The sequence below is a fragment of the Streptomyces albireticuli genome, from assembly GCF_021228125.1.
Lineage (GTDB): Bacteria > Actinomycetota > Actinomycetes > Streptomycetales > Streptomycetaceae > Streptomyces > Streptomyces albireticuli.
The window spans coordinates 60,839-85,032 of the sequence record NZ_JAJQQS010000026.1 but is presented as its reverse complement, the minus strand read 5'-3'; the positions used below and the strand labels follow the sequence as shown (position 1 = coordinate 85,032).

At 72.0% G+C, this 24,194-nt stretch carries 23 protein-coding genes and 2 pseudogenes; 16 read left to right on the top strand and 9 right to left on the bottom strand.

Going from position 1 to position 24,194, the window contains the following annotated elements:
• Positions 1-475: pseudogene (locus LUZ64_RS33805) on the bottom strand (hypothetical protein); the annotation flags it as partial.
• Positions 476-780: 305 nt separating this feature from the next.
• Here LUZ64_RS33805 and LUZ64_RS33800 point away from each other — a divergent pair.
• From LUZ64_RS33800 to LUZ64_RS33785, 5 genes and pseudogenes are all read left to right on the top strand, one after another.
• Positions 781-2,322 carry an AMP-binding protein gene (locus LUZ64_RS33800; RefSeq protein WP_095584768.1) on the top strand — a complete coding sequence of 514 codons (1,542 nt, stop codon included), beginning with the start codon at positions 781-783 and terminating at the stop codon, positions 2,320-2,322.
• Positions 2,323-2,484: 162 nt separating this feature from the next.
• Complete coding sequence (locus LUZ64_RS33795; protein WP_095584767.1) at positions 2,485-4,002, top strand: carboxylesterase/lipase family protein; 1,518 nt, start codon at positions 2,485-2,487, stop codon at positions 4,000-4,002.
• Positions 4,003-4,154: 152 nt separating this feature from the next.
• Entirely contained in the window at positions 4,155-5,096 is a 942-nt protein-coding gene (locus LUZ64_RS33790) for a bacteriocin fulvocin C-related protein (protein WP_143593453.1), read from the top strand.
• A 144-nt stretch (positions 5,097-5,240) separates the two neighbouring features.
• Positions 5,241-5,708: pseudogene (locus LUZ64_RS37920) on the top strand (DUF5995 family protein); the annotation flags it as partial.
• Between the two features lie 14 nt (positions 5,709-5,722).
• A complete protein-coding gene (locus tag LUZ64_RS33785) occupies positions 5,723-5,920 on the top strand; it encodes a hypothetical protein (protein WP_095584765.1) in 198 nt (65 codons plus the stop codon).
• Positions 5,921-5,947: 27 nt separating this feature from the next.
• Here the strand turns inward: LUZ64_RS33785 and LUZ64_RS33780 are convergent, their stop codons facing one another.
• Entirely contained in the window at positions 5,948-6,514 is a 567-nt protein-coding gene (locus tag LUZ64_RS33780; protein ID WP_232399033.1) for a class I SAM-dependent methyltransferase, read from the bottom strand.
• A 206-nt stretch (positions 6,515-6,720) separates the two neighbouring features.
• On the opposite strand from LUZ64_RS33780, the gene LUZ64_RS33775 reads away from it, so the two are divergent.
• Positions 6,721-6,999: an MBL fold metallo-hydrolase gene (locus LUZ64_RS33775; protein WP_232399031.1), complete on the top strand. Its 279-nt coding sequence runs from the start codon at positions 6,721-6,723 to the stop codon at positions 6,997-6,999.
• 56 nt (positions 7,000-7,055) lie between these two features.
• Here the strand turns inward: LUZ64_RS33775 and LUZ64_RS33770 are convergent, their stop codons facing one another.
• Positions 7,056-7,469 (bottom strand): SgcJ/EcaC family oxidoreductase, encoded by a 414-nt coding sequence (locus tag LUZ64_RS33770; RefSeq protein ID WP_372478760.1) that lies wholly within the window; start codon positions 7,467-7,469, stop codon positions 7,056-7,058.
• A 203-nt stretch (positions 7,470-7,672) separates the two neighbouring features.
• On the opposite strand from LUZ64_RS33770, the gene LUZ64_RS33765 reads away from it, so the two are divergent.
• The 3 genes from LUZ64_RS33765 (at position 7,673) to LUZ64_RS33755 (ending at position 9,594) form a co-directional block, all read left to right on the top strand.
• Complete coding sequence (locus LUZ64_RS33765; RefSeq protein ID WP_095584763.1) at positions 7,673-8,275, top strand: DinB family protein; 603 nt, start codon at positions 7,673-7,675, stop codon at positions 8,273-8,275.
• 78 nt (positions 8,276-8,353) lie between these two features.
• The gene (locus LUZ64_RS33760; RefSeq protein WP_095584762.1) at positions 8,354-8,791 is read left to right on the top strand and encodes a glutaredoxin domain-containing protein; all 438 of its coding nucleotides are present in this window, start codon (positions 8,354-8,356) and stop codon (positions 8,789-8,791) included.
• Between the two features lie 176 nt (positions 8,792-8,967).
• Positions 8,968-9,594: a hypothetical protein gene (locus tag LUZ64_RS33755; RefSeq protein ID WP_170116947.1), complete on the top strand. Its 627-nt coding sequence runs from the start codon at positions 8,968-8,970 to the stop codon at positions 9,592-9,594.
• 33 nt (positions 9,595-9,627) lie between these two features.
• On the opposite strand, the gene LUZ64_RS33750 is transcribed toward LUZ64_RS33755, so the two are convergent.
• On the bottom strand, positions 9,628-10,095 hold the full coding sequence (locus LUZ64_RS33750) for a MarR family winged helix-turn-helix transcriptional regulator (protein WP_095584760.1): 468 nt from the start codon (positions 10,093-10,095) through the stop codon (positions 9,628-9,630).
• A 405-nt stretch (positions 10,096-10,500) separates the two neighbouring features.
• Here LUZ64_RS33750 and LUZ64_RS33745 point away from each other — a divergent pair, with 405 nt between their 5' ends.
• Positions 10,501-11,517 (top strand): S1 family peptidase, encoded by a 1,017-nt coding sequence (locus tag LUZ64_RS33745; RefSeq protein ID WP_095584759.1) that lies wholly within the window; start codon positions 10,501-10,503, stop codon positions 11,515-11,517.
• On the opposite strand, the gene LUZ64_RS33740 is transcribed toward LUZ64_RS33745, so the two are convergent.
• From LUZ64_RS33740 to LUZ64_RS33725, 4 genes are all read right to left on the bottom strand, one after another.
• Positions 11,451-13,013, bottom strand: a complete 1,563-nt coding sequence (locus tag LUZ64_RS33740; RefSeq protein WP_095584758.1) for an alpha/beta hydrolase — start codon at positions 13,011-13,013, stop codon at positions 11,451-11,453. The two genes, LUZ64_RS33745 and LUZ64_RS33740, sit on opposite strands and share 67 nt — an antisense overlap.
• A gap of 183 nt (positions 13,014-13,196) precedes the next feature.
• The gene (locus LUZ64_RS33735) at positions 13,197-14,303 is read right to left on the bottom strand and encodes a tyrosinase family protein (RefSeq protein WP_232399030.1); all 1,107 of its coding nucleotides are present in this window, start codon (positions 14,301-14,303) and stop codon (positions 13,197-13,199) included.
• Positions 14,227-14,838 (bottom strand): hypothetical protein, encoded by a 612-nt coding sequence (locus tag LUZ64_RS33730; RefSeq protein ID WP_095584757.1) that lies wholly within the window; start codon positions 14,836-14,838, stop codon positions 14,227-14,229. Before LUZ64_RS33730 ends, LUZ64_RS33735 begins: the two co-directional genes overlap by 77 nt.
• Before the next feature lie 170 nt (positions 14,839-15,008).
• Positions 15,009-15,902: a helix-turn-helix domain-containing protein gene (locus LUZ64_RS33725; protein WP_095584769.1), complete on the bottom strand. Its 894-nt coding sequence runs from the start codon at positions 15,900-15,902 to the stop codon at positions 15,009-15,011.
• Positions 15,903-16,006: 104 nt separating this feature from the next.
• Here LUZ64_RS33725 and LUZ64_RS33720 point away from each other — a divergent pair, with 104 nt between their 5' ends.
• Positions 16,007-17,521 (top strand): MFS transporter, encoded by a 1,515-nt coding sequence (locus LUZ64_RS33720; RefSeq protein ID WP_095584756.1) that lies wholly within the window; start codon positions 16,007-16,009, stop codon positions 17,519-17,521.
• Between the two features lie 36 nt (positions 17,522-17,557).
• Positions 17,558-18,184, top strand: coding sequence for a hypothetical protein (locus LUZ64_RS33715; RefSeq protein ID WP_095584755.1), 627 nt, complete (start codon positions 17,558-17,560; stop codon positions 18,182-18,184).
• A gap of 302 nt (positions 18,185-18,486) precedes the next feature.
• On the opposite strand, the gene LUZ64_RS33710 is transcribed toward LUZ64_RS33715, so the two are convergent.
• Positions 18,487-19,293, bottom strand: coding sequence for a hypothetical protein (locus LUZ64_RS33710; protein ID WP_143593452.1), 807 nt, complete (start codon positions 19,291-19,293; stop codon positions 18,487-18,489).
• Positions 19,294-19,472: 179 nt separating this feature from the next.
• On the opposite strand from LUZ64_RS33710, the gene LUZ64_RS33705 reads away from it, so the two are divergent.
• The 4 genes from LUZ64_RS33705 to LUZ64_RS33690 all read left to right on the top strand — a co-directional run bounded on the left by LUZ64_RS33705 (position 19,473) and on the right by LUZ64_RS33690 (position 24,062).
• Positions 19,473-20,633, top strand: coding sequence for a methyltransferase (locus LUZ64_RS33705; protein WP_095584753.1), 1,161 nt, complete (start codon positions 19,473-19,475; stop codon positions 20,631-20,633).
• 315 nt (positions 20,634-20,948) lie between these two features.
• Positions 20,949-22,457, top strand: coding sequence for a hypothetical protein (locus LUZ64_RS33700; RefSeq protein WP_095584752.1), 1,509 nt, complete (start codon positions 20,949-20,951; stop codon positions 22,455-22,457).
• Positions 22,458-22,885: 428 nt separating this feature from the next.
• Positions 22,886-23,230: a winged helix-turn-helix transcriptional regulator gene (locus LUZ64_RS33695; protein ID WP_211305180.1), complete on the top strand. Its 345-nt coding sequence runs from the start codon at positions 22,886-22,888 to the stop codon at positions 23,228-23,230.
• Between the two features lie 208 nt (positions 23,231-23,438).
• Positions 23,439-24,062, top strand: coding sequence for a TetR/AcrR family transcriptional regulator (locus tag LUZ64_RS33690; RefSeq protein ID WP_095584750.1), 624 nt, complete (start codon positions 23,439-23,441; stop codon positions 24,060-24,062).
• Positions 24,063-24,194 lie beyond the last annotated feature (132 nt).

Below are 24,194 nucleotides of genomic sequence, written 5' to 3'. Positions count from 1 at the left end.
CCACCCGAAAAACCTCAACCAACCCCACCGACAACAACATCAACCCATCCACACACCCCCACCACCCACCCCGCACCACCCAATGCACCGGCCACAACAACCACACCAACAACCCCACCGACACCAAAGGCGCCAGCCCCACCAACAACCCCACACGCCAGACAGCCCCGGCCTCCGCGCGCAGGACCGCGTCGACATCGGCGGTGGCCGCTCCCCGACGCCCCATCAGTCGCCGGTAGGCCACCCGGTACACGCCGGTCGGCGGCTCCTCCAGCGGTCCCGCCAGCCGGCTGTACCGCTCGTAGTCGTAGCCGCCCCCGCTCCCCACGGCCCCCGTGCCGTCGGGGCCGGGCATCGAGACCTCGCCCGCCGGGCCCGGCACACCACCCCCCGGATCCGACCCGCCCTCACCGCTCACCGCGTTTCGCCCCGACACGCGCACACCACCCACCGCAACCACCACCCACTCCCCCACCCCACTCACGATTGGACGAACTATCAGATCAGTAGCAAAAACCTAACAATCCGCCCTTGACTCATCCGACCATCACACTCGACACACCCCCATAACCACCCACATAGCGCACAGCGGGGACATGTCACCCCGGCCCGTCGCGCGGTCGATATCGCCACGAAACTCGGGATGTTGACCGGATATCGACGTTTTGATCGAGGGGTTTCCGGTAGAGGGGCTCGCCCGCTTTGAGCCCACGATCATGGGCGACTATCATGGAGAATTGGTTGCCTTAGTCAACTGATGCCCCATGAAAGGAAATACGCATGACCGTCGCAACGCGGCAATTCCGCACACACGTGGAGCGGAATCTGGATGTCCTGGGAACGGAGCCCGGCCGAACCGCCGTGCTGCACAAGGACCGCCGCATCTCCGGGGGTGAACTCCGGGGACTCGTCTACCGGATGGCATGTGCGTTGCGCGCCCAGGGCGTACGCCGGGGCCAGGTCGTCACCCTGCTCAGCGGGAACCTGCCGGAGACGATCGCCGCACGCTACGCCGCCAACCTCATCGGCTGCCCGGTCAACCACCTGTACAACAAGCTGTCGGCCGAGGTGCAGACCACCATCGTCCGCGACATCGAGACCCAGGTGCTGATCGCCGACCCCGAGTACGCCGCGCGGGCCGCGGAGATCACCGGCCGGGCGCCCGTCGCACACCTGCTCACCCTCGGACCGGCCGACGTCGGCCGGAGCCTGCTGGACCTCGCCGCCGAGGAGTCCACGGAGCCCTTCCCCGGCCTGGCCCGCCCCGACGACATCTGCACCATCCGCCACACCGGTGGCACCACCGGCCACCCGAAGGCGATCTGCACGGCCTTCTCCCAGGCTCCGGCGCAGGACGAGGCCATCCCGGACTGGGCGGGCCCCGTCCGCTACCTCCTGTGCACCACCCTCGCCCACGCCGGCGGCATGCTGGCGGACCACGCGCTGCGCTCCGGCGGCAGTGTGCGGCTCCTGGAGGACTTCGACGCCGCCACGGTGCTCGCCACCGTGGAGCGCGACCGCATCACCCACACGTTCCTGCTGCCGCCGCTGCTGTACCAGCTGATGGACCACCCCGACGCGGCCCGCACGGACACCTCCAGCCTCACCCACATCTGGTACGGCGGCTGCCAGTCGTCCCCCGCCCGGATCGCCGACGCGGTGCGGCGCTTCGGCCCGGTGCTCAACCAGTTCTACGGACAGAACGAGGCCGGCGGCATCAGCCGGCTCTCCGCCGAGGACCACGACCCGGACCGCCCCGAGCTGCTGCGCTCCGCCGGCAAGGCGCTGGACGGCGTCGAGATCGCCATCCGCGACGAGGCCGGCACCGACCTGCCGCGCGGTGAGCACGGCGAGATATGCGTACGCTCCACGGGCATCATGCAGGGGTACTGGAAGCAGCCCGAGCTGACCGCCGAGGTGCTGCGCGACGGCTGGCTGCACACGGGCGACATCGGGTACCTGGACGAGGAGGGCTACCTCACCATCGTCGACCGGCTCAAGGACATGATCGTCGTAGTCGGCGGGCACGTCTACACGACGGAGCTGGAGGATCTCCTCAACACCCACCCGCAGGTGCGGCAGACCGCCGTCTTCGGCGTCCCCGACGCCAACCGCATGGAGCGGGTGCACGCCGCCGTCGTGCGGGAGCCCGGCTGCGACCTCGACGAGCGGACGCTGCGCGACATGGTCCGGGAGGCGCGGGGCCCGATGTACGAGCCGGCGCGCATCCTCTTCGTCGACGTGCTGCCGCTCACCGACGCGGGCAAGCCGGACAAGAAGCTGCTCCGCCGCCAGGCGGAGTCGGAGCCGGCCGCCGCCTGACCGGTCCCCGGAACCGGAGCGACGGCGTGTCGCACACCGAAGTGCCGGGCATCCGGCAGGTCGTGTTGTGGCGGGCGCGGTCGATCGTGTTCGCTGTCGTGCCGGACCCTGGACAGCGCGACCCTGGACGGCGCGACCCTGGACAGCGCGAAGGAGCGGCCCATGACCGGCACCGGTGTGCAGGTCCCCACGACCGCCGGCACGGTGGCCGGACTTCAGGACGGCGAGGGGCTCGCGGTGTTCCGCGGCGTGCCCTTCGCCCGTCCTCCGGTGGGCACCCTGCGGTTCGCCGCGCCCGGGCCGCCCCTGCCCTGGGCCGGGGTGCGGGACGCCACGGCCTTCGGGCCGTCCGTACCGCAGTCCGGGCCCGCGCCGGCGGCGCGCCCGCCCGTGGGGGAGAACTGGCTGACGGTCAACGTCTGGTCGCCCGACGTCGGCGCCACGGGGCTGCCGGTCCTGGTGTGGGTCCACGGCGGTGCGTACGCCGCCGGGTCCGCCGCCGATCCGCTGTACGACGCCGCCCTCCTCGCTCGGCAGGCCGGCCTGGTCGTCGTCACCCTCAACTACCGGGTGGGCGCGGAGGGGTTCGCCGCGCTCGAGGACGCCCCGGCCAACCGCGGTCTGCTGGACCAGATCGCGGCGCTGCGCTGGGTGCGGGAGAACATCGCCGGGTTCGGCGGCGATCCGGACCGGGTCACCGTGTGCGGCCAGTCGGCCGGGGCGGGGTCGATCGCCTCGCTGCTGGCCGCCCCGCCGGCCCGGGGACTCTTCCACCGGGCGATCGCCCAGTCCGTTCCGGGCCTGTACTTCACCTCCGCGCTCGCCGCCGACATCGCCGCCGCCCTGGCCGGCCGGGTCGATGCGAAACCCACCGTGGAGAGCCTGTCCGCGGTAGCGCCGCAGCGGCTGGCCGACGCGGCGGGCGCGCTCACCATGGAGCTGACCGAGCACGTGGGCCGCTGGGGCCGGGCCGCGCGGGCCGCGGCGCTGTTCGCGCCGGTGATCGACGACGACCTCGTGCCGGACGTGCCCTGGCGCGCCGTGCGCGACGGGCGGGCGGCGGACGTGGAGCTGCTGGTCTGCCACACCCGTGACGAGTTCCGGCTCTTCATGGTGATGACGGGCCGGCTCGGCGCCGTCACCGAGGAGCAGGCCACCGCGGCCCTGCGGGCCTTCGCCCCCGGTCCGGGCGGTGAGCGCGCGTACCGGGAGAGCTTCCCGGACGCCTCCGCCGGTGCCCTGTTCGAGGCGGTGCACGCGGACGCCCTCTTCCGGATGCCGAGCCTCCGGCTGGCCGAGGCGCACTCCGCCGCGGGTGGCACGGTCCACCTCGCCGAACTGTGCGGGCGGTCACCCGCGCTGGGCGGCGCCCTGGGCGCGTGCCACAGCCTCGACGTGCCCCTGCTGTTCGGCACGTTCGACAGCCCCGGCGGGCGGGGTCTGCTCGGCGAGGGCGCGCCGTCCGGGGGGACCGTCGCGTTCGCCGACGATCTCCGCCGCGCCTGGGCGGCGTTCGCGTACGACGGGGATCCCGGCTGGCCGGCTTACGAGCCCGGGCGACGGCCCACCCGGCTGCTCGGCCCGGCCGCGAGCACCGCCCCGTACCCCGAGGAGACGTCGCGGCGGATCTGGGACGGCCACGGGATCGAGCCGTTCGACCTGGTGCGGCCGCACCAGTAGGCGGATCCGATCCCTTCGGTGCGGGGCGGGCAGCACGCCGGGGCGCGTTCGGAATGCCCCCGGAGCACCCCCGCGCGCTGTTTGAGATAACTCTCCCCGTTCCAGACTGATGGTGACAGAAGTGACAATCAGTCGGCTTGCGGGGGTTGGTCATGGTTGCTGGTCGCTGGGTGCTCGCGTTCGACTCCTCCTGCTGCCGGTGCCGGGCCATGGCCGACGAGGTCAAGGGCTACGCCGGCTCCCGGCTCGACGTCATGCCGCTGGACGATCCGCAGGTCCAGGCGTGGCGGGCCCGGGCCCTCGGCCCGCGCCCGCCGCACGCGCCGACCCTGATCCGGGTGGCGGAAGGCGAGGCGCCCGTGCGCGCCTGGACCGGCTGGCCGATGGGGGTGCGCCTCGCGCTCAGGCTCGGACCGCGCAGCACGGCCCGTCTGCTGCGCGCCTTGGGGAGTGCGGGCCGGGCGGCGGACGCACCGGTGGAGGGCATGGGCCGGGGACGGTTCGTCCGGCTGGCCGGGCTGGGCGTGGTGGCCGCCGTGCTGGGCGGCGGGCCGGTTTCCGAGGCGTCGGCCGCGTCTCCGGCGGAGAAGTGGGTGGAAGCGAACCGGGCCCGCCTGCCCCGGGACTACGAGGCGTTCGCCGCGCACGAGATGCCCTACCGTCAGGCGATCTTCGCCGCGCTCGCGCCGGCGGACCGCAGTCGCCTGTGGCTGGAGCACCTGGAGAGGTACCGCGGCTCCCACCAGGACCTGACGGCGGAGCAGCGGGGAGTCCTGGACCGGGCCGGCGTCGTCTTCGGCCGCGAGTCCACGTTCACCGGCATGAACGCCGCGCTGCACCAGGAGCTGGAATCCCTGCGGAAGGACGCCATCGCGATTCTCGGCCGGGAGGAGGGCCGTGCGGCGCTGGCGACGCTCGGCCCCGTTCCCGCGGCCCCGCTCCCGGGGTGCACGTGCAGCTGCTACAGCGACTGGTGCTCGCCCAACGGCTGCGTGTGCTGTGTCCGTGATTGCTGGTGCCAGCCCAAGCTCAACGGCTGTGGCACCGCGTTCGCGTACCTGTGCTTCGGTACCTGTGGCGGCGTCAAACCCTAGCGGACGAACACCGCGTGACACCGACGCGGGATCGGCGGGCGTCTGCTCACCGCCGGGCTGTCGATTCTCCCGCAAAGGGAGCAAACCAGACCGTACGCTGCTGGACGTGACCGTACACGCTGACGAAACCCCGCCGTCCGGTGGGTGGTCCGGTTGACCGCTGAAGCCCCCGGCCATGTCTACTGCTTCACGGTGGGAACGGGCGTGTGGCGAGGCACGTTCACGTTCCGGGCCACCTCGTGGCGGCGGTTCCCGGAGGCCCGGGGCCCCGGAGGGCGGAGTCTCGCCGGGGGAGCTGGTGTGCGACCGGGCACGGGCCACGGAGCAGGCCCGGCGGGTGTCCGGGGACGGCGGCGGGACGGAAGGCCCCGCGTGACGCCCGGCGGCGGCCCCTCCCCCACCGAGAAGGTCGAGCGTGTCGCCGGTGAACTCGCGCTCCGCGTCGGGCGGTACGACGCGGAGCGCGATCGCCGTGCCCCGTTCGCCTACGCCTATTACCGGCTCACCAGCAGCCTGGCCGCGGCGCTGCGGACGGGCACCCCGCCGTTCGCGGACCCGGACTGGATGGCCGAGCTGTCCGTCTCGCCGGCGTCGGCCTATTTCTCGGCGATGGACGCCATCGACGCGTGGCCGGCGGCGCTCCCCCGCCGCGGGAGCCGGCGTCGGCCGCCGCCGCGACGGCGTCCATCAGCAGGTCCACGGCCGCGTTCATCACCCGGATCCGCTTTCCCGACGACTGGAAGCTCCGCGCCGTCTCCCGTCTGCTGCGCCTGCTGATCCCTCCCCGCCGGCAATGGCCGGCGCCGGGCACGCCGGTCGACTGACCCGGGGTACGGCTTCCCCGGGCGCCTCTAGTCGACGCGGGCCAGCAGATGGGCGTCGAGGAAGCCCCGCTCGGAGGCCGGGTCGTGGACCAGCCGGGCGAACGGGACGAGCCCGGCCCCGGCCAGCAGCTCGGCGAACCGGTCCACCGGCCAGCTGTACGCGGGCGTCACCTTGTGGTCGAAGCGGATCGGCTCCGGTCCGTCGGTCGCGAAGAACGAGACCAGGAGCAGGCCCCCGGGCGCCAGGACACGCGCCTGCTCGGCGAGCAGCGCGGGCAGTTCCCCGGGCGGGGTATGGATCATCGAGTAGTGGGCCAGCACACCGCCGAGCGCGCGGTCCTCGACCGGCAGGGCCTCCATCCGCGCCTCGTCGAACCGCAGCGCCGGGCAGGCCCGGCGGGCGTGTTCGACCATGGCCGGGGAGAGGTCGAGCCCGAAGGCGTCCAGCCCCAGGTCGTGCAGCACGGCCGTCAGATGCCCGGGCCCGCACCCGACGTCGGCCGTCCGAAGGTTCCCCGTCCCGCGCACCAGCTCCGCGAAGGTGCCGATCATGGCTCGCGCGAACGGCTGCGTCTCCAGCCGGTCGGCGAACATCGACGCGTACAGTTCGACGACCCCGTCGTAGGCCGCCCTGGTCCGATCCTGGTGCTCCACGGGAAGGAAACTAACATCGCGCTATGCGCGCGGCCTTCTCGGGCCCGTACCGACCGCTGCCCCAGGGGCCGGCGTCACGATCCCCCGCGCGCCGTCCGCGCCGCGGCCGACGGCGCGGCTCCGGCTTCTTTCCGCTGGCCAGGGCCTTGTCACTCGCCACGAACAGCCACGACGAAGGGGCCGTCGTCCTGGCCTCCGCCGCCGGGCGGCGCGCCTTTCCGCACACCCCGCTCGCCGACGGCGACGAGGCCGACCCGGGCGGGCTGACGCTGCGTGCCCTCGCCACCCCCGGTCACACCGACGAGCACCTGTCCTTCCTGCTGCTGGACGGCCCCCGCGAGCTGGGCGTGTTCACCGGCGGGTCGCTGATCGTGGACTCCGCCGCCCGCGGCCTGCGCCTGGCCAAGGAAGACCCCACCCCCTGAACGGGAAGCCGGGCCCCGCACTCCCGATCCGGCTCCGGACACGATCGACGGGCAAGCTAGTCGGCGACGACCCCCGTGTTCTGGCAGGCGGTCAGCAGCCAGCGGCCGTCGGCCTGCTTCGAGACCACGTACAGCGGGGCGCCCTCGCTCTCCTCGCCCGGGGACAGGTAACGCTGACGGACCTTGACCGCCGCGACGTCGGGGCGGATGAAGAACACGTGGACCACTTCGTAGGTGACCTTGCCGTCCCAGCTCGCCGCGGGAAGGACCTTGCGGGTGAACTCCGAGATCGCGTCGAGGCCGATGAGGACCTTGCCGTGGGCCGTCGTCCAGATGGCGTCCGGGTGGAAGAGGCCGAGGAACTCCTCAGGGTCCTTGTTCTGCTGGGAGTGCTCGACGGTGGCGACCAGCCGGCTGATCGCCTCGATGTCTGCCGCGTGGGACGTGGATTCCGTGTTCATGTGGATCATCATCACGCCTCAAGCGCGGTTGAGGTCAAGGGTGTGATCACATGGCGCCCCCGCGAACTGCCCTGTATCGCGCTGGACCGGAGAGTGGCCGGACCTCTCAAGACCGGACGCGCCCGCGCCTGGGCCTGGGCTTGGGCCTGGAAGCAGCGTCCGGCCTGTCTCGTAGAGCCAGGCTGTCAGTGCCGGGTGGAAGACTGCCAGGCATGATCGAACCGAATCCGAAAGCAGACCTCCTCCGTTACCTGCAGGACGGACGTGACGCCCTGTTATGGAAGCTTGACGGGCTCTCGGAATACGACATCCGCCGCCCTCTGACTCCCACGGGCACGAACCTGCTGGGGCTGGTCAAACACGTCGCCAGCGTGGAGTTGGGGTACCTCGGCGACACGTTCGGGCGACCGTTCTTCACCGACGAGGAGCGGCCGCCCTGGTGGTACACGGAGGACGCGGAACCCAACGCGGACATGTGGGCCACCGCGGACGAGTCACGCGAAGAGATCGTCGGGCTGTACCACCGGGCGTGGGAACACTCCGACAGCACGATCGCCACACTGGCGCTGGACGCGATCGGCCACGTCCCGTGGTGGCCGGAGGAACGCCGAGAGGTGACACTGCACCACATCGTGGTGCGCGTGATCACCGATACTCAGCGGCACGCCGGCCACGCCGACATCGTGCGAGAGCTCATCGACGGGTCCGCCGGGCACTTGGAGGGCAACGACAACCTGCCACCAGGTGATCGCACGTGGTGGGCGGACCACCGCAACCGACTGGAGCGCGTGGCGCGGGAATTCGGTAACGGCTGAGCCGCCCGCGCCATCCGGCGAACAGGGCGAGCGGCCTGGTTCGAGGAGCGTTTCGACTGATCGGTAGCCTTCGTCATCATGATGCGCGCTTGGATCTTGCCGATGCTGCTTGTGTTCTGCGGCTCAGCCGTCGCGGCCGTGCTGATCTTCGAGGGGAACCCCGGCGCGGCCGCGGCACTCCTGCTGGTGTTCCTGGTGCTCGCAGGCGTGAACTCGCCCCTGATCTTCCCGAGGTCGATCGGCGCGCGGGAGGCACAACGCCGCAGCGCGGTCGACGGCCGGCCGGTCGTCTTCTGGCGGCCGGGCTGCAAGTACTGCATGCGACTGCGCATCCGGCTGGGCCGCAGCGCCCGCCAGTTGCATTGGGTCGACATCTGGCGCGACCCGGCGGGAGTCGCAGCGGTGCGGGCGGCCAACGACGGCAACGAGACCGTACCGACCGTCGTCGTGGCGGGCCGGCCGCACACCAACCCCGATCCCGGCTGGGTGCGCGAACAGATTTCCCCTTCCGCGTGATCAGAAGCCGTGCCCACCGGAGAGACGGTCACAGGCCCACGCCGACGGAGGTTAAAAACGAGCTTATCTTTATGTTTATCCTCTAACCTCGACGAGCCACCGAAAATGGTATGAACAGTCGACTAGCGGGGGATAACGCGTTGGAGCGTGTGTCGGACGACAATTCGCTGGGCGGTATGCGCCCACTGTTGGAGCAGGACGAGGCCATCCTGGGCTATGAACCGCAGGAGGAGTTCGCGGACCGTTGCTGGGTTCTGCATACGATCCACCAGGAAGGGTCTCGGGTCCGGTGGAACGATTTGCTTAAGGGCGCCGGCAAGCGGCTTGAGGACTGGCAGCACACTCCGTCCTGGAAGGTCTTCGACGACCTCGGCATATCCCGGGACTTCACCAGCCCGTCGCTGGGCGAGATCGACCGGGAGTGCCTGGCTCGCCTGATCGAGATCCTGGCCCGGCACAGCCCGGACGGCCTGGCCACCGAGTGCTACTGGGCCCAGGCGGCGATCGAGAACGTAGCCGCCCCGGTCCCCGCAAGGCTCGGTCGCCTCGACGAGGCACTCGCCCACCACGACGACTGCGGCCCGCCGCGCTGGGTTGTTTCGCAGAAGTTCCCCGCACACTGGTGGCCGCTGGACCGCTCCTGGTTCGTCCTCACCGACTGGGACCTCAGCGGGACCGAGGTATTCGGGAGCCCGGCTCTGGTCGCGGACCTGCTCGCCGACGACGGACTCGACGCCGTGCGTCACCCGAGCATTGCCGACGTCCGGAACAACTACGCGCAATGGCGCGAGCAGGCGGGCTGAGCGCACCGCAGGCGTCGCCCGGCCGCGTCGAACTCAGGCGACCGTCCCGCCGGCGTTGCGGATCAACCGCTGGAGCACCTTCATCGTGGTGACGTAGTCCGCGTCGTCGATGCCCTCGTGGAGGGCGGCGCGGATCGCGGGGGCGTTGCGCGCGAGGTCGACGCGGGCCCGCTCCCCTTCCTCGGTGAGCCACAGCCTGTCCTCGGCGTCCCGGGTCAGCCAGCCGCGCTCCACGAGCGCCTCGGACTCCGCCGCCAGGTCGTCCTCGGGCCGGATGTAGGAGGCCATGGCCTCGCGGAGCTCGGAGAGGGTCATCCCCTTGCCGTCGGGCGAGATGTCGTTCTCCGACAGGTTGCGCAGCAGCCAGAACTGGGGCTGGGTGTAACCCTTTTCGGCCTGCCGGGCCCGGGTGAACGCGATGAGCGCCTCGTAGGCGATACCGGTCCAGTACGCGGCGGGCTGTCCCGCGAGTTCGGCGTCGGAGATCTGCTGGGTCGTCATGCGATGTCCCTCTTGGTGCTTCGGTACGGAGCCTGCATCACCGTGCAGGTCATACGGAAACCGTAGGACCTCAAGTCTGATCGAGGTCAAGGTGCGGGCCCGGGACCCGTACCGCCCTGCTCGCACGCAGGCCACGCCCCATCGCTTCGCAGGCGAGAACGGGACCGGCCGAGGTACCGAACCTCCGACTTTAGACGTTGTTGCATCTGGCGGGTTCGTTGACCTTCGACCAGATGCCGACACCGATCCGTGCTCTGCCGGATTCTCTTTGTTCCGGTCTCCGAGGTTCCCCCGTGCGCAGGTAGGGCTGCCCACAGGACCGACTGACCCGTTGCCCGGATGGTCTGCCTGACCCGGCACGACGAGGCTGAATGCACAGATCCACCAAGCAAAAGGGAACCATCTGTGTTCAGTTTCAAGCCCCTGGGCCGCCGTACCGTCCGCACTGCCTCCGTCGGCGCCCTCGCCGTCGCGGCCTGCACCACCGTGTTGGCCGGCAGCGCCAAAGCCATCGTCAACGGGTCGGACTCCAGCGAGAGTTACCCCTTCATGGCGGTCATCCCGGAGTCGGCGCCGTCGCAGGGGCTGATCGACGGGAACTGCGGGGCGGCGCTGATCGACCGGCAGTGGGTGCTGACGGCGGCCCACTGCCTCGCGGTCGAGGGCATCGAACTCGACGGCATCGTGCGCATCGGCACCGACCACCGCAAGTCCGGCGGCACCGTCCGCAAGATCGACCGGTCCTTCGTCCACCCCGGCTACACCAACGGTGACAACAAGGCCGCCAACAAGAACGACATCGCGCTGATACGCCTGGACCGCCCGGTCAACCAGAAGCCCATCAAGATCGCCGACGAGCCCGGGCGGCCCGGCACACCCACCCGGCTCCTGGGCTTCGGCACCACCAGCGACACCGAACTCACCTTCCCCGACCGGCTGCGGGAGCTGAACACCCGCAGGGGCGCCGAGTCCGAATGCGCGCCCGGCTACGCGGACCGCACGCGCCTGTGCACGATCACCACCAAGCCGAAGTCCATGGCCTGCTTCGGCGACTCCGGCGGACCGCAGATCAAGAAGGGGCGGGGCGACCGCTGGGAGCTGATCGGCGTCACCTCCGGGCCCGGCGCCCCGAAGGTGCCGTGCTCCGAGGGCCCCGGCCTCTACACCAGCGCACCCGCCTACGTGAACTGGATCACCAAGACGATGAAGGCCGACGCCCCCGCGCCCGCGCGGTCCACCACGCCCCCGGCCGCCGACCAGGGCTCCAGCCTCGCCACGACCGGCACGGCCGACAAGAGCTCCGCACTCGCCGAGACCGGCACCAACTGCAACACCGCCGCGATCGCCGGTGCGGCCTATCGGGCGGCCTCCGCGCGGGCGCAGGTGAGGTCGTGGGCGGGAAGGGTTCCGGTGCGCAGGTAGTCGTTGACGGCCCGGTCGGCGCAGGGGACGGGCCGGTGGCCGTCGAGCTCGCGCCCGTAGACCCCGTGGGAGCGGATGTCCGCGGTGATCAGGCGGGAACCGGTGAGGCGGCGGTGCAGTGCCAGGGCTCCGTCGTAGGGGACGTTGTTGTCGTGGCGGGCCTGGAGCATCAGTACGGGCACGTCGTTGCCGATCACGGTGCCCGCCTCACGGGGCTCGCCGGCCCAGAACGCGCACGGGGCGATCATGCCGTTGACGTACGGGCCGAACACGGGCTGGGTGGCGCGGCTGCGGACGCTGTTCTTCCAGTACGTCTCCGGGTCCTTCGGCCAGCCGCCCGAGGGCCAGCCGCCGTCCCCGCACATGAAGATCGCCCCGCCCACCATGCTGTCGGCCAGACCCGGTGAGGCGAGCAGTTCCAGCATGGTCGCGAGCTCGGGACCGGGCTCGACCGGCTTCCCGGCGGCCGCGTCGGCCAGGTCCCGTACGATCGCGGCCAGCGCCGGGTCGTTCTCCGCGTGCTGGACGGGCTGCTTCAGCAGCATCCGCAGGACGGGGGCGCCCAGCCGGTGTCCGCCGACGGTCACCGGCCGCCGCTCGGCCTGATCGAGGAGCCCCTGCACGCCGGCGCGTACCTGGGCGGCGGTCCGGCCGAGCCGGTACGTGTCGTGGCGCCGGGCGGTCCACGCCGCCCATTCGTCCAGCGCCTCCTCGGCGGGCTCGCCGGAGCGCTGGAACAGTTCGTACTGGGTGGCCGCCGGGTCCGTCGAGGAATCGATGACCATGCGGTCGGTACGGCGCGGGAACATCTGGGTGTAGACGGCGCCCAGGTCGGCGCCGTAGGAGACGCCGTAGTAGGACAGCTTTCGTTCGCCCAGGGCTGCCCGGATCACGTCCATGTCGCGGGCGACGTTGCGGGAGGACGCGTGCGGCAGCAGTGCCGCGTTGTCGCCGTGTTCCCGGCAGCGCCGCGCGGTGTCCCGCGCGGCCCGCACCGACGCTTCGAAGTCCTCGCGGGCGGACGTCGACGGGCCGGGCGGGGTGGGCGGCGGGGCCGGGGCGCACGTGAGCGGGGAGCTCTCGCCGAGGAACCTCGGATCGAAGCCGATGAGGTCGTAGTGGTCCGCCACCTGTTTCAGCGCGGGGCGCAGGGCCAGGGTGTTGGCGAGCCCACTGCCACCGGGCCCACCGGGGTTGGAGAGGAGGATGCCGCGCCGGTCGGCCTTGGACCTGGCCTTGACCCGGGAGACCGCGATCCGGAGGGTGGGGCCGCCGGGTACGGAGTAGTCGAGCGGAACGGTCACCTTCGCGCACTCCGCCCCCGCGGCGTTCAGCTCCTTCTGCGACTCCGGGCACGTCCCCCAGGCGGGTCTCTGGTGCTCGTAGGCCGTCATCGGGCGAGAGGTCAGGGAGGGCGTGGCCGTGGCGGGCACGGCTCCGGCCGGCAGACCGGCCAGGCTCAGACCGATCGCGAGTGAGGGCATGACGCCGCGCATCGTGCTCCTTGTGGAAGGTTGGATCAAGAAGAAGGGCGGAGTCGACGCTAGGGGCCCGGACGTGCGGCAGGACATCGGGCCACCCGGTCGAAGCTCACTGGTGCCAGCCCCCCATGCTTCGACGGCGGCCGCGGCCGCGTGGCGCCGGCACGGCGGCCGCCCCGCGTTCGGAAGTCGCCTGCCTCAGGTGCCCGGTGGGGCGTACCGGTACCCCAGGGCGTTCAGGTCGAGCATCTCTTTGACCGTCACCGCCGGGGTGCCGGAGTAGTCGGGCAGGAGCTGCCGCACCGCGGAGTCGACGCTCACGCCGAAGCCCGTGGCGCCGCCCACCCACGGCCACATCGCGTCGTCCGGGCGGTGTCCCGGCGGGGCCTGGGAGCCGGTGAAGGGGGAGAGTTGGGATCCAGGAGGGTAGTGGTCCTCATGGGTCGAACCGGGGACGGCGGCCTGTCGGCGCTTCTGCCAGTTGGCCCAGAGCCGGTCCACGTTGGCGTGGTGGAGCCAGAAGACGGGGTCGTTGGGCGAGAAGGCACCGGACATGTGCCCGCCGATGAAATTGTGACCCCGGTTGTGGGTGCGGGCGGTGATCTGGTCGTGTCCCTGTTCCAGTACCAGCCAGAAGTACCACAGGGGGTGGACACCCGGCTGCTGGATGACCAGCTCCTCCAGTCGCGTGGTCTGCGCCGCCGTCGGCGGCCAGCCCACGCCGACGCTGCCCCGGGCCAGACTGGTGCCGAAACCCTCCTCCAGGAGCGGGTGGACCGGGAACCCCTCCGCTCCCGCCGGCCACCAGGCCGGCCGCTCCGCCGGGGGGAGCGGGTCGCGCAGCACACCGTCGGTGACGGGACCGGGCGACCCGGCACGCAGCGAGCCCAGGAAGTCCGCGCGGAAGAGCTTGTTGACCGCGTCCGTGTGACGGGACCAGTCCCAGTACGGCAGAGTCACCCCCGCGACCTCCGCTTGCAGCGCCTTCTCGAACTCGATGAGGTATTTGCGGTGCCAGGCGCAGAACCCGATGTCCCAGTGGGCGAAGTTCACGGTCTCCCCGGGCGGGAGGCCCGGCGCGGTCACGGCCATGACGGCACCGTGCAGGGCGACGAACTGGTCGTAGACGCCGGCGCCGGCGGGGCCGCCGGGAGCAGGGCGGTGCTTGAGGCGGACCACGGCTTCGAGGAAGGCGTCCCGTTCGGCGGGGGTGAGGTCGGCGGCGCTCTTACGGGTGTCCATGACCGGCTCCCGCGTGATGTGCGCCGCCGTGATGCGCGTCGCCGTCATGTGCGTCGCCGTCATGTGCGTCGCTGTGGTGCGCACCGTGACTTCCGTGTCCGCCATGGCTTCCGTGCCCGCCGTGCCCGTCTTCTCCGCCCTCCCCACCCTCTCCACCCTCCCCACCTACAGGTGGGTGGTGGTGTTCGAGGTGGCCCGTCGCCGGGACGGCGTACAGACCGGCGAAGAACGGGCGCGAGGGGTCGTCGGACAGCAGCCTTGTGATCAGGGCGCGAAAGGTTTCGCCCGTCCGAGTACGCAACACCAGTTCGCTCTGGTACATGCTCGCCGGGCCGAGACCGATCTGCAGCACGGCACCCGCCCGGTGCTTGTCCACCGTGATGTCGGCTTGCTGAATGCCGATGAGGCCGCAGTGAACGGTGCCTTCCAGGTGGTGGGCGAGCTCTTCCACGCGCTGGGCGGTGCGGCCTTCGAACGGCGAGAGGGTCGTCAGCAGGCTGAGGTGCGCGAAGAGCATGCGCGGGCCGGTGACCGTGATCTTGAACTCCGCGGTGTCGACGAGCAGGTCCACCAGGGCCGCCCCGCCCTTGGACAGCACGACCGAGGAGGTACTGGATGGCGCTGCCGTCATAAAGGCCCCGTTCTCCGCGCGGGCCTGTACGACCCGTCCACGTCCGAGTCTCGCGTTCCACGAGGGGATGCGAGACGCGGGGGCGTACGAATGGGGGACGCCGCCCGTGGCGGCCGGTGAGCGTGCCGACTGCGGCCCTAATGGTTACGGAGGGTCTCGGCGGAAGCGGTCCATGGCTCCCGCCGGCCGGCGATCCGGGCGGACAGCAGCCCCAGCGCGTCGGCGGAGGCGCGGTCGCCGGGGGTGTAGACCTCCAGCCGGTGGTCGGGGCTGTCGGGCTGGAGCCACACCTGGTACTCGACGTCGACCCCTCCGACGGTGGGGTGTCGCAGCCGCATGGTGCCCACAGTGCAGTCCGCGACTTCTCCCTTCGCCCAGAGCCGGGCGAAGTCGCCGCTGCGCATGGCGAGTTCACCGATCAGTTCGGCCAGCCGCGCGTCGGAGGGATAGCGACCCGCGGTGAGCCGGAGATAAGCGACATGGGTCCGGGCGAGCTCGTCCCAGTTGCGATGCAGCTCGCGGGTGCGGGGGTCGAGGAAGAACATGCGGGGAACGGAGGGGCGTTGTGCGAGGTCGCCGGGCGCGTCGAAGTCGACGTGCTCGGCGACGAGGGCGTGCCCGGTGCGGTTCCAGGCCAGCACGTCGCCGCGGCGGCCGAGCACGACGGCCGGGGTGGTCTCTCCCAGGGAGGTCAGAAGTGCCAGCACGCGGGGGTGCGGGCGTTCCGGACGGGGGCGTACCAGGCGTGCTCCGCCGGGCCGGTGGGCGAGGTTGTGCAGGTGGGTCGTCTCGGGCGGATCGAGCCGAAGCACCTTGGCGAGCGCGTCGAGGACCTGCCGGGAGGCCGTCCCGGCCTGGCCCTGCTCCAGCCGCGTGTAGTAGCCGACGCTCACCCCGGCGAGCTGGGCGAGTTCCTCACGGCGCAGGCCCGGTACGCGGCGGGCGGCACCGCGCGTGCGCAGGCCGACATCGACGGGTGTGACCCGGTCGCGACGGGTCTTGAGATACGCGCCGAGGCTCTCCAGTTCCATGCCGTCGAGCGTAAGCGCCACGGTTCGCGCCCGGGTATCCCTGCCAGGTGTACCCATGGCGGGGGGGATGGTTGCCGGGCGGACGGTGCCGCACCGTCGGAGGCATGAACGAACAGCGTGCTCCTCACTCGCCGGGCCTGCGGGCGTGGCTCGGTCTGCTGGTGGTACTCGGGCCGGTACTGCTGGTCGCGATGGACGGCTCGGTCCTGTTCCTGGCGATGCCCAAGGTCTCCGAGGCGCTGTCGCCGACCGCCGGTCAGGCGTTGTGGATCCTGGACGGCTACGGATTCGCCGTCGGGTCCCTGCTCATCGCGTTCGGGAACATCGGTGACCGGTACGGCAGGCTGAAGCTGCTGATGACGGGCACGGCGGTGTTCGGCGCCGCTTCGGCGGGAGCGGCGTTCGCCCCCGGGCCGGGGCCACTGATCGCCTTCCGGGCCCTGATGGGTGTCGCCGGTGCCACGCTGCTGCCGTCCGCCCTCGCGGTACTAGGCGAGCTGTTCCCCGACCCGCGCCGACGGGCGAAGGCGATCGGAGTCTTCGCGGCCACCTTCGCCGCGGGCTTCGCGATCGGCCCGGTCGTCGGAGGACGGCTGCTGAGCGGCTTCTGGTGGGGGTCGGTCTTCCTGGTCAATCTCCCCGTCGTCGTGCTGTTCCTGGTCCTGGCGCCGCTCCTGCTCCGCGAGGTACGCGCCACCGCGAGCGGCCGCGTCGACGTCCCGAGCGTGCTGCTCTCCGCCGTGGGCATCCTGCTGACCGTCTACGCGATCAAGCAGATCGCCGCTCAGGGGCCGACCGTGACCTCGGCGGTCACAGGGGTCGCCGGTATCGCCGGGCTGGGGTGGTTCGGACGGCGACAGCTCCGCCTCGAACACCCGCTGATCGACTTCCGGCTGTTCCGGGACCGGGTGTTCGCGATCGCGGTCGTCACCGGGCTGCTGCCGCTGGCCGCGTGGTCGGCGACGGCCTACCTCGGCGGCGTCTATCTCCAGTCCGCCCTGGGGCTGACGGTCATGGAAGCGGCGCTGGTCACGCTCCCGGGCGCCGTCGTACTCACCGTCACCTGCGTCGTCGCACCGGGACCGGTCGCGCGGGCCGGCACCCGGGCAGCGCTGATCACCTGCCACTTCCTCATCGCCGCAGGCGTGCTCCTGCTGCTGATCACCAGCGCCTCCACCGGCATCGGCTGGTACGTCGCGTCCACCGTCGTCGCCGGCGTCGGCTACGGCATCTCGTTCAGCGTGGTGGCCGACACCGCCGTCGCCGCGGTTCCCCCGGAGCGCGCCGGTTCCGCGGCCGCGATCGCCGAGACGAGCAACGAGATCGGCAACGCCCTCGGCATCGCGCTCCTCGGCTCGCTCGCCGCCCTGGTCTTCCGGCTCCAGGGCCCGGACCTCGCCGGCACACTCGACGAAACCCTCCGCTCCCCCGGCCTCACGGCCGCACAGGCCGGCGACGCGAAGTCGGCTTTCGTCACGGGCCTGCACGTCGCCGCCCTCGTCGCGGGCGTCCTCCACGCCGCACTCGGCACCTTCGCCCTGCGCCACCTGCCGAGTGCGCGGAGCTCCAGGCCGGTGCGTCATCGCGTCGGCCGATCCCCGAAAGCCGCACGAAAATGACTGGGCGTCCGCAAAGGCCTGCGGCATGATCCGTGGGTGATCACTGTCCGACCCGTCCTGGAGATTCCCGGTCATGAGGGCTTTGCCCTATGGCCGATATCGGACGTCGAGCCCTACACCTTCCTGGCGCTCGACGGAGAGCTGGCGCCGGACGACGTCGGTACCGCGGTGATGGCTCTGGCCGCCTGCAATGACATCGATCCCGAAGACGACCGCCCGCCGCGCCCCGAGGACCCGCTCGGCGGCTTCCTCCACGGGCTGCTGACCATGGACCCGCTGTTCGCGGCGGGTGGATTGCAGGTGATCGACACCGTCACCGGCACCCGTCTGGTACCGGGCTGCTGCGGTGGGCTGGAGGACCGGGGCGACTGGTGGGATGTCCTCGACGACGACGGTTCCGCCGCGTGGTTCGGTCACGACCCCTCACCCGGCGCCGAACGCCGTGGCTCCGTGATCCGCCTGACCGTCGACGCCCGTGCGGACACCGGTCAGTGGATCGACGTGCCCGTAACGGAGCTTCGGCACCTGCTGGCGGGCGCGGAGGAGGACCTCGCCGGTTTCCTGGCCCTGGCCACCCGCTGGGCCGGCAGGCACCTGCCCGATCACTCGGAACGCCTCAGCCGTGCGCTTGCCCGCGCTCTGGCACTGCCGCCGCGAACCTGATCGCGCACTCCGGCCCGCCGGGCCGGCTACGACGAGCGGCGCGCGCCCACGCGAGTTCGGCCGCCGCGCGCTGTCGGCTCTCCGCTGCCCTCTCCGGTAGCCCACGCCCCCGGCCATGACCCTGGGTGGGGTTCCGCGACCCGGCATCCCGTGAAGTCCGCCAGGAGGATCCCGCGTCCGGGCCCCTCGCCGAGGCACCTCCCTGAGGCACCCGAGGCACCCGAGGCACCCGGGCTACCGGCCGCCGGTGTCCGCTCGCGTGCCCTTCGCGCACCGGACGCCGGCGGTCTCCGCGCCCTCGATCAGGGGCGCGGCGCCGTGAGCTGCGGCGGGGCGTCCGGGGATCCGTCGCCCGGCTCGGCGCGGAGTTCGGCCGCCACCGCGTCCGTACGCGCGCGCAGGGCCCGTACCCGTTCGGCGGCCGGGGTGCCCACGGCCGGTGCCTCGGCGGGCAGGACGGGGACGCCGTTGGCGCGCGCGGTGGCCAGCAGGCTCTCCGTCACCTCGGGCTGCTGGGCGAGGAGCGCGGTGGTGAAGACGTTGGCCCGGATCGTCTTCTTCATGCCGAGCGTGCCGCGGTAGGTGATCTCGCAGGCGATGTCGACGGTGTCCATGCGCTGTTCGGCGGCCTGTTCCAGGGCGGCGAGCATGACGGTGGCCAGGCCCTCGACCACCTTGGTGACGACCCATTTGCGGCCGGGCAGCATCGGGAGGACGTCCCGGATGCGGTCGATCTCGGCGTCGAGGACATCGGTGGTCATGGCGCTGAAGGCGTCGTGCAGCTGGAGGTGGACGACCTTCGACCAGGGGATGTCCTCGCCCTCGAAGCCGACCGAGTCGGGGCCGAAGCGCAGGGCGCCGATGCCGTCGAGGCGGCGCAGCACCTTCGCGGTGACGGCGGGCACCCGGGGGTGCCGGCAGATCAGGGCGCCCAGCGAGAACTCCCACTCCACCGGTGTGGGCGCGGCGGGCGCGGGCAGCGAGCGGAGCACGGAGAGCACCCAGTCGCCGGAGGCCGCGGTGCCGGCGCGGCCCGCGTCGACGCCCCGGGTGACCACGCCCCGGCCGGCGGCGACGGCGTCCTTACCGGCGGTCACCGCAGCGGTCACCGAATCACCCAGATTTCTTACCCGATTGACTATTCCCATGGCCTGCCCCCGGTTTCACCTGCGACAACGTTCTTTTGGCGGGGCGACACTCTACCTACGCCGAAGGGTGCCGAGCGCCGCGCGCGGCCGCGCCGCCGGGTTTGGCCGGTGTGCCCTGGACTGGCTAGCCTGAGGGCACGATGAACCGTTTCACGACGCCACAGGGTGAGTACGAACTCACCCGTTTCCCCGAGGACCCCCGCGACCGGCTCCGTGCCTGGGACTCGGCCGACGAATACCTTCTGCGCCATCTCGGGGGCATCGACGGCGATCCCGTGGACCTCTCGGGCACCGTGGTGGTCGTGGGCGACCGGTGGGGTGCCCTGACGACCGCTCTCGCGGCGTACGGCCCGACGCAGATCACGGACTCCTACCTCGGCCAGGAGGCGACGCGGGCGAATCTGGCGCGCAACAGCGTCGCCGCCGGCGCGGTGCGGCTGTTGTCCACGCGGGACACCCCGCCGGACCGGATCGACGTGCTGCTGGTCCGGGTGCCGAAGAGCCTGGCGCTGCTGGAGGATCAGCTGCACCGGCTGGCACCGCGGGTGCACGCGGGGACGGTCGTGGTCGGCACGGGGCGGGTCACCGAGATCCACACCTCGACGCTCACGCTGTTCGAGCGGATCCTCGGGCCGACGCGGACGTCGCTGGCGGTGAAGAAGTCGCGCCTCATCTTCTGTTCGCCGGACCCGGAGCGGGCCGCCACCCGGGGCGCCAACCCGTGGCCGTACAGCTACGCCCTGCCCGACGGCGTCGGGGTGGTCTCCGGCCGGACGGTCACCAACCACGCGGGCATCTTCTGCGCCGAGCGGCTGGACATCGGCACCCGTTTCCTCCTCCAGCACCTGCCGGAGCGCCGGGGGCCCGAGCGGGTCGTGGACCTGGGCTGCGGCAACGGCGTGGTGGGCACGGCGGCGGCGCTGGCCAACCCCGAGGCCGAGGTGGTGTTCATCGACGAGTCCTACCAGGCCGTGGCGTCGGCGGAGGCCACGTTCCGGGCGAACGCCGGTACGGCCGCCCCGGCGGAGTTCCGGGTGGGCGACGGCCTGTCGGGGGTGCCCGCGGGCTCGGTGGACCTCGTCCTGAACAACCCCCCGTTCCACACCCATCAGGCGACGACCGACGCGACGGCCTGGCGGATGTTCGAGGGCGCCCACGAGGTGCTGCGCCCGGGTGGTGAGCTGTGGGTGATCGGGAACCGGCACCTCGGCTACCACGTGCGGCTGAGGCGGCTCTTCGGTCGTTCCGAGGTCGTGGCGAGCGACCCGAAGTTCGTCGTCCTCCGGGCCGTCAAGCGCTGAGAGCGCTCCGGTCCCACCGTCCGTCACAAGGGCTCGCCCTGACCGCGGTCGGCGATTCCCTCCGTGCGGCGCACGGCCCCCGGCACAGCCCCGGGGCCGTGCGCCGCACGCGTATTCCCGGTCGCGGCGAGAAGTGATCCAGATCATGGTTTCGGTGCCGGTGAATGGAATGGACGGCACGCTTCCGCATGGCATGATCATGCAGATCATTACCGACGGGTAATCACTTACCCGTCCGATGCCGTGCAGACGCGGACCGAAGGTGCAGACCAACCCCCTCGGCCCGCCCCCACCTCACGCTCCCGAGGATCCAAGGTGCGCATTCCCAGCAGAACCATCGCTTTACCCGCTCTGACCGCCGCGTCCCTCCTCGTCGCCGGATGCTCCGCCGCCGGACCCGCCACCACCGCCTCCGGCGGAGGTACGGAACCGGCCGCCACCACGCCTCCCCCGGCCGCGGACCGGCAGCTCGCCGTCAAGGCGGCGATACCCGAGGGCTCCGGCGCGCCCAGCGCCGTGGCCCATCCCTCCGGCGGCGGCCGGCAGGCGGAGAAGTCCTCGCTGAAGGTCGCCTCGTACGACCGGAAGAGCGGACGCGCCGTCATCTCCGGGGCGACGAAGGGCGCGCGGAAGCCTTCCCTCGCCCACCCGTCGGCCTCGGCCCCGGCGGGTTCGGCCGCCCCGTCGTCCCCGGCGGGTTCGGCCGCGCCGTCGGCTCCCGCCGCGGGGGCCGGGCACAACTCCTCCGTGGCCGTCGGCGACATCATCGCCAGCGCGCCCACGCCCGGCGCCCCCGACGGTGTCCTGGCCAAGGTCACCCAGGTGCTGGGCAGCACCGACAAGGGCACCGAGGTCAATACGACCCCGGCCACCCTGGGAGCGCTGCTCGGTGACGCCAAGGCCGACGGCAAGGTGCCCGTCGACCCGTCCGCCGTCACGGTCGAACCGCTCGTCAAGGGCACGAAGGTGTCCTGGGCCAAGACCGGTGACGTCCGCTTCGGCCCCAAGGGCGGGAAGGTGCCCCTGGGCAGCCTCCGGATCGACGTCGGCACCTCGATCGCCACGGCGAAGGACGCCCCGGCCTCGGCCGCGGCATCCGCGTCGGGCTTCGTCCAGCTGGCTCCGGAGGTCGACTTCTCGTACGACGGCCGGGGCGGTTCGGGCCTGGCGCCCGGTGCCGCGTCCCTGGCGCTCGCCGGTGACTGGACCGCGGGCTGGGAGCTCAAGGGCCAGGCCGCCGCGAGCACGGACGCCAAGCCGTTGCGGGTGCCGTTCGCCAAGCTCAAGGCCACGCCCGTCATCCAGGTGGGCCCGGTGCCGGTGGTGGTGAACGTCGGTCTGACCTGCTATCTCCAGGTCGACGCCGACGGCCGCGTCAACGTCGACATCAAGCAGGACCTCAAGGGCGGGTTCCGCGTCGGCGGCGACTACACCCACGCCAAGGGGTGGGCCCCGGTCAACACCTCCGACATCACGGCCACCTCGCCCCGGGCGACCGTGAGCGCGGCGGGCAAGGTCAAGGCCACCCTCGGCACCGAGGCCAGCCTCGGTCTGTACGGCACGGTCGGCGTCACCGCCGATATCGCGCCGTACCTGCGCGCCGAGGCCGAGGGCGAGGCGTCCGCCGCCATGGACGGCAGCGCCTCGGCGGCGGGCAAGTGGAAGGCCTTCGGCGGCCTCGATCTGAGCGGGGCCCTCCAGGTCCAGCTGAAGATCTTCAACACGCCGATCTTCGAGAAGCCCGTACCGCTGGGCGCCCTGCACCGCGAGTGGAAGCTCGCGGAGGGCGCCGGCGCGGTCTCCACGGGGGCCCGCCGCCGCTGACCGGCCGGGCGGCCGGATCCCTCTCCGGGTATCCGGCCGCCCGGTAGGCGGGTGGTGCGGTTTTCGGCCGCGCGCTGGGGTGTGCGTGCCTTGGCGCGGCCGGGACGGGTGTGCTGCGGGAGCCTCCTACGGCGGAGCGGCTCGCGCGTTCCGCGCGGGTAGACAGCAGCGGAGCGCGATCGTCGGCGCGACCGTGGCTGTGCGGAGGGGTGGGAAATGTTCGGTGTACGTGGTGCCGTGGCGGCGGTGTGTTCCCTGGCGCCTACAGGCATGTCAGTGGCGCCGACACCCACATCGGAACCGGGCAGGGTGACCGCCCGCGCGCCGAGGATCCTGGCCGGATGAGAGCGAACGGGAGAGGCGGCGCCGTCGTGTCGCGGGGCACCGTCGAGGTGTCCGGGCGTCCCGGGGCCGAGGCGTGCCCGGTCATGGAGGTCCTCGGCCATGTCGCGGGCAAGTGGAGCATCGGGATCCTGGTGGCCGCGGGGCGGGGGCCCGTCCGGTTCACCGAACTGGAGCGGGCCGTCACGGGCATCAGCCGACGGGTCCTCACCCTCAACCTGCGCAGGCTGGAGCGGGACGGCCTGCTCGACCGTACGGTCTATCCGACCGTCCCGCCCCGGGTGGAGTACAGCCTCACCCCACTGGCCGACGGACTCCACGTGACACTGGGCGTGCTGGTGGACTGGGCGGAGCGGCACGGTGCGGCCATCGCCGCCGCCCGCGCCGACCACGACGCGTCGGCCGCGCGCGCGGCCGTCCGCAGACCCTGACCCACCGACGCCACGGGCCCGGCCGACGGTGCGTCACCACCGCCGGCCGACGGCCCCGGGCGGCCGCCGGACCGCCGGCACCGCGGTGTACGGTCGGGGTGACCGGCCGACCGACCGTGGCACCGGCCGGTGCGCGACGGGGCCGCGTGGAACACCGCGCGAGGAACACCGGCGGAGCACCGCGCCAAGGACAAAGGGTGACTGCACGATGACTTCTCGCCGGGCCGCCGGCTCCGACGCGCCGACCTTCCGGGAGCGGGCCCGCCGGCAGCAGATCATCGAGTGCACCATCGACCTGATCTCCACCCGCGGCTACCCGGCGACCTCGCTGTCGGCGATCGCCGAGGAGGCCGGCATCTCCAAGGCCGCCGTCCTCTACCACTTCTCCTCGAAGGACAACCTCACCCGGGCGACACTGGCCCAGGTGCTGGAGCGGTTCACGGACTACGTCAGCGCGCGCGTGGAGAACGAGCCGGACCCGCTCGCCGCGGTCGTCGCCTACGTCCGCGCGATGATCTCCTACCAGCGGGCCAACCGCCGCCATGTGCGGGTGATCACGGAGATGCTGCTGGACGACGCCGGCGGCACCCGGCTGAAGACGCCCGGGTCGCACGACACCCATGACCGGCTGGGGCGCCTGGTCGGGCTCCTGGAGGCGGGTCAGCGGGCGGGCCGGCTGCGTGACTTCGACCCCCGGACGGTGGCACTGGCCCTCGGCGGTGCCATCGACGGGGTGATCTCGCACTGGCTGGCCCACCCCGACCTCGACCTCGAAGCGGCGGCCGACGAGCTGGAGACGTTCACCCTCCACGCCATCGTGCGCCGCGACTGAGTCCCGGACACCACCGGCCGGGACCCACCACCCCCGACACGGCCGTCCAGGAGACCACGCCCGGGGCGGACCGCGGCTCGTACCGCCGGGCCGTATCCCCGGGCCGCACCACAGGGCCGTATCCCCGGGCCG